The 3,562-nt window shown below is 67.3% G+C and carries 2 protein-coding genes and 2 pseudogenes; 2 read left to right on the forward strand and 2 right to left on the reverse strand.

Features of this window, described 5'->3' with window-relative positions; all coding sequences use genetic code 11:
* Positions 1 to 267: 267 nt before the first annotated feature.
* Both AB0915_RS38650 and AB0915_RS38655 read left to right on the forward strand, forming a co-directional pair.
* Entirely contained in the window at positions 268 to 1,110 is an 843-nt protein-coding gene (locus tag AB0915_RS38650; RefSeq protein ID WP_366696020.1) for an SDR family NAD(P)-dependent oxidoreductase, read from the forward strand.
* 359 nt (positions 1,111 to 1,469) lie between these two features.
* Positions 1,470 to 1,994 (forward strand): annotated as a pseudogene (locus tag AB0915_RS38655) (amino acid permease); the annotation flags it as partial.
* Positions 1,995 to 2,127: 133 nt separating this feature from the next.
* On the opposite strand, the gene AB0915_RS38660 reads toward AB0915_RS38655, so the two are convergent.
* Both AB0915_RS38660 and AB0915_RS38665 read right to left on the reverse strand, forming a co-directional pair.
* Positions 2,128 to 2,886 (reverse strand): IS6 family transposase, encoded by a 759-nt coding sequence (locus tag AB0915_RS38660; protein ID WP_366696022.1) that lies wholly within the window; start codon positions 2,884 to 2,886, stop codon positions 2,128 to 2,130.
* Positions 2,887 to 2,916: 30 nt separating this feature from the next.
* Positions 2,917 to 3,312: pseudogene (locus tag AB0915_RS38665) on the reverse strand (transposase); the annotation flags it as partial.
* Positions 3,313 to 3,562: the final 250 nt, after the last annotated feature.

Consider the following 3,562-nt stretch of genomic DNA (forward strand, 5'->3'; position numbering starts at 1 on the left):
TGCTCGGCCTCGGACAGCAAGCCCGAGCTGAAGGTGACCGGCGCGTACATGCCGCAGCCCGTCAGCGACATGGCGGCGGGCTTCCTCGTCGTGCGCCCCGCCCCCCGGATCCACCCGTTGGCGTGCCGTCGTGTTCACCGCTCCACCGGCGACTCGGCCGGGCCAGATCGACCGCGGGGGGCAACCCCCTCTGAATTTCGAACAGATCAAAGGATGGTCATGACGCAGTCGCACCAGCACAATGCGCGCCGGCACCGGAACGAGCTGATGGTCGTCTCCGGCGCCTCGACAGGCATCGGAGCCGCAACGGCCCGCGAACTGGCCTCGATGGGCTACCACGTCCTCGCCGGCGTCCGCAGTGATCAGGAGGCGGACACCATCAGGGCACAGGGCGTCGAGCCGGTCATGTTGGACATCACCGTCGAAGCGCACATCGAGGCCCTCGCGGAGCGCATTTCCCGGGACCCCGAGCAGCGACTCTTGCGCGCGCTCGTCAACAACGCCGGAATCGAGGTCAATGCGCCCGTCGAGGTGCTCAAGCTCGATCGCTGGCGTGAGCAGTTCGAGGTGAACCTCTTCGGGCACATCGCCGTCATCCAAAAGCTCCTGCCGTTTCTCCGGGAGAGCAGGGGGAGGATCGTCAACATCAGCTCGGTCGGCGGAGTGGCCGCGCTCCCGATCTTCGGGGCCTACGCGGGGACGAAATTCGCGCTCGAGGCCGCGAGCGACTCGCTGCGCCAAGAGGTCGCGGCACAGGGAGTGCAGGTCGTGGTCGTGCAACCGGGCGGAGTCAAGACCGAGATGGCGGCCCACAGTGGGACCATCTCGCTTGAGCTCGCCGACCGGATGAACGCCGAGCAGCAGCATCTCTACGGTGATCTCATCAAGTCGACGGTCGCCTCGAACGCCGCCTTTCTCAAGCGGGCCATGCCTGCCGAGACAGCAGGGGAGAAAATCGCCAGAATCACTACCAAACCCCGGCCGCGAACGAGGTACACACTCGGCCTCGACGCCGCGTTCACAGTCCCTCTCGCCCACATTCTTCCGGGCCGGGTGATGGACAGAGTGTTCGCCGCTAGCCGCCCCCGACGCACCCCGTCCAAGTCGTGATGTCGGACCACGCACGGGGATTCCCCTGTTCTCCGCACCGCCCACATGGCCGCGATGGCGCCGCGGCTCCCGTTCGTCAACAGTGGGCTCTACACCGGGCCGCTGGTCGACGACCTCGGCGGCGCGGAGGTCTCCTGGATCGTCGCCCTGGTCGTCGCCCTGGTCGTCGCCACCCTCCTCTACCTGGCCGGACCAAGCTCGCCCGGTGGCGCCGACCCCGTGGTCGGCGCCACCGGGCGCGTTGTGCATTCGTATAGGGCGGTGCGCCGAAGTGTGACATTGGGTGGCTGTTCCGCCGTGCCGCGGGGCCCTGAGACTGAGGCCGAAATCCACTGGCCCACCCCCAGGAGGTCACCGCAATGGGACCACCCAGACTTGAGAGCACCGCCGACCGCGCGGTCGGGACGCCGCAGGACGGCGGCCACGTGCTGAACCGCGGGTTCGGGTTCCGCTCCGCACTGTCGCTCGCCTTCGCCGACATCTCGCCGATCGTGGCGCTGTACGCCATCTTCACGCTGGGCCTGTTCGCCGCCGGCCCGCGCTTCTTCTGGGCGTTCCCGATCGTGCTCGGCGGCCAGCTGCTCGTGGCGCTCGTCTTCGGCGAGCTCGCCTCGCGCTGGCCGTACGCCGGCAGTGTCTACCAGTGGGCCCGGCACGAACGCGGCACGGCCTGGGGCTGGACCGCCGCGTGGGCGTACATCTGGGGCCTCACCCTCACCCTGTCGACGATGGCATACGCCGCGGCGGGCTTCCTGCTCGAGGTCTTCGACGTCACGCCGGGACGACTGCAGCTCGCCCTGGTCTCGATGGGCATCATCGGCCTCGGCACCGCGACGAACATGATCGGCCGCCAGGTCCTCAAGGTGATGATCATCGCGAGCATCCTGTGCGAGATCGTGGGCTCGGTCGGGCTCGGCATCGTGCTGCTGGCCTTCCACCGGGCGTTGTCACGTTGTCGGGGGTGTTGGTGCTTGGTGGGGTGTCGGGGTGTGCTGGGGTCGGGTTCCGGCTCCGCGCTCAGGCCGTGGCGGGCAGGCCGGCGGTGCCGGTGGTCTGCTCCCAGATCGCGATGCGGACGGTCATTTCGGCGCGGTGGTCGGTGGCGGTCATCAGGTGACGTCGGGGTCGGAAGTGGGGTGAGATGCCGCTGAGCGCGGACAGGAACCGTTGGGCTCCGCCGACGCTGCGGAAGCCCTTCATGGCGCGTTCTCGTTGCCGGGTCGGCTGGTGGGAGTTCTCGGCCCGGTTGTTGAGGCCCTTGTGGCAGCGGTGCTCGACGGAAGGCATCACCTCGCGGTGGGCGGCCCCGTAACTGCGGAGCTTGTCCGTGACCACCACCCGCGGCACCGAGCGGGTCTTCTTGAGGAGCTTGCGGAAGAAACGCCTGGCCGCGGCCTTGTCGCATCTGTTCTGCACGAGGATGTCCAGCACGTTGCCGTCCTGGTCCACCGCGCGCCACAGGTACTGCAGCTCACCGTTGACCTTGATGAAGACCTCGTCCAGGTGCCATGTGCCGCCGGGACGGGGACGCCGGCGACGCAGCGCGTTGGCGTAGGACTGACCGAACTTCAGGCACCACCGCCGGACGGTTTCGCAGGAGACGACCACGCCGCGCTCGAGCATCAGTTCCTCGACCTCACGGAACGACAGCGGGAACCGGTGGCACAGCCACACGCAGTGGGAGATGATCTCGACGGGGTACCGGTGCCCCCGGTACGACGGTGACACGGACGACACGAGCAGGCCCCTCCCCGATACGACCTCCACGACGATCATCCCACGCCGGTCAGCCAACGTGACAACGCCGATCGTCTGCTTGGACACCTCGGCCCCGTAGACCTCGGCGAGGTGGGCGGAGATCTCTCCGTGGGTGAGCCCCTTCGCGGACAGCGAGAGCACCATCTCGTCCACGCCGGTCAGCCGGCGCTGCCGCTTCTTGATGATCTGCGGCTCGAAGGTGCCGGCCACGTCCCGGGGCACCTTGACCTCGACCGGGCCGACGTCGGTCAGCACGGTCTTGGCCCGGGTGCCGTTGCGGCTGTTGCCGCTGTTCCGGCCTTCCGTATCGTGCTTGTCGTAGCCGAGGTGATCGGTAATCTCACCCTCCAGCGCGGACTCCAGCACCCGCTTGGTGAGCTGTTGCAGCAGCCCGTCCTCACCCGTCAGCTGAAGCCCCTCGGTACGGGCCCGGTCCACCAGCATCGATATCAACTGGTCATCCGAGACCTTCCCGACCTCCGGTACGGCCTGCTCCTCGACAGGATCCAACTCTACGACGTTCTCGCTCACTTGGCGCATCTCCCTTGATCAGCAGATCCGCCGTTGATTAGGGTCTGGCCCGTAGTCGGTGGTGACGGCGTGTAGCCGTCTCGATCATGATCTTGTGATGGATGTCAACTCTCTTGTGGCTACGGTATTTTCGGGTCTGGCAGCAGTGATCATCGAGGACGTG

Origin of the sequence: Streptomyces sp. NPDC048411 (assembly GCF_040704695.1) — a bacterium.
Lineage (GTDB): Bacteria > Actinomycetota > Actinomycetes > Streptomycetales > Streptomycetaceae > Streptomyces.

Bases quoted from the DNA above. Each gene is read 5' to 3' on its own strand.
- AB0915_RS38650 (WP_366696020.1), top strand. From the start codon at position 268: ATGGTCGTCTCCGGCGCCTCGACAGGCATCGGAGCCGCAACGGCCCGC.
- AB0915_RS38660 (WP_366696022.1), bottom strand. From the start codon at position 2,886: ATGATCGTCGTGGAGGTCGTATCGGGGAGGGGCCTGCTCGTGTCGTCC.